Source organism: Cupriavidus sp. WS, assembly GCF_000395345.1.
GTDB classification, from domain to species: Bacteria; Pseudomonadota; Gammaproteobacteria; order Burkholderiales; family Burkholderiaceae; genus Cupriavidus; species Cupriavidus basilensis_B.
On sequence record NZ_AQPL01000726.1, the window covers coordinates 1 to 887 of the forward strand.

Here is an 887-nt window from a genome sequence, read left to right on the forward strand (position 1 = left end):
ACGATCGCGGCGCGTTCGCCACGATCGACCAGCAGCTCGGCAGCGGCATGGACGACTTCCGCCTGGGCCTGGAACAACTTGCGCTTGAGGCTGGCGACGACGAGTTGGCGATGCGCCTGCGGCTGGCCGGTATAGACCGGCGGGTTGGCGCGGTTGAGCGAGTCGAGCAGTTCGTCGCCAAACTCACCGACGAAATCCTGAAGGCTCAGGGTCAGAGGGGAAGATTCCGCATCGAGCAGTTCGCCCTGTACGGGCGTTGCATCGTTGGTGGTGGTATCGAGATCGAGAGACATGGTGATGCTCCAAAGAAAATGGGGCATGCACCACCCCCAGCGGGGCGATGCATGCCCCGTGGTGGGAGGAAAGGACGGCGCGCGGCCGTCGCGTTGAGGAAGATCAGTACTCGCTGGGCAGCAGCAGCGTGGTCACACTGCGATCCCATTCGGTAATGATCCAGAGCTGCAGGCTGGGTGCGACCTGGTATGAGGAAAAGAGGCGGTCCTCACCGGACTCCAGCGCGGCATCGTTTTGCCGCCTGTCGTAGTCGTCGAGATCGCCCCAGTCGCCGTTGAGATGGCGGTGCAGATACGGAATCGGGTTGAGCCGGCCCTGTTGGACCAGGTCATCGACGCCGATGGTCATGACCACCTGGCCGAGAGCGAAGCGCCGGCTCGGTGTCTGGCTGATGGGAAGTGCTTGGGCTGCCATGGAAGGCTCCTTGAGGATGGAGGGGCCACGGCACCCCGTCGGGGCGACTGGACCCCGGTGGGTGGAAGAAATCGACGGCGAACCGTCGGCGGTGGAGAAACGATCAGCGGATGGTCAACACCTCGCCCCGCGTGGCGGAGCCCGGCGTCATGTCCCACGCGCGGATGACAGGCACGAAC

The 887-nt window shown here is 64.4% G+C and carries 1 protein-coding gene and 1 pseudogene; both read right to left on the reverse strand.

Translation table 11 applies throughout. The features are described from left to right. Positions 1 to 293, reverse strand: a pseudogene (locus tag K206_RS40635) (DEAD/DEAH box helicase); the annotation flags it as partial. Between the two features lie 103 nt (positions 294 to 396). Continuing rightward, on the reverse strand, positions 397 to 708 hold the full coding sequence (locus tag K206_RS0136880) for a hypothetical protein (protein WP_020207194.1): 312 nt from the start codon (positions 706 to 708) through the stop codon (positions 397 to 399). Between the last annotated feature and the right edge of the window lie 179 nt (positions 709 to 887).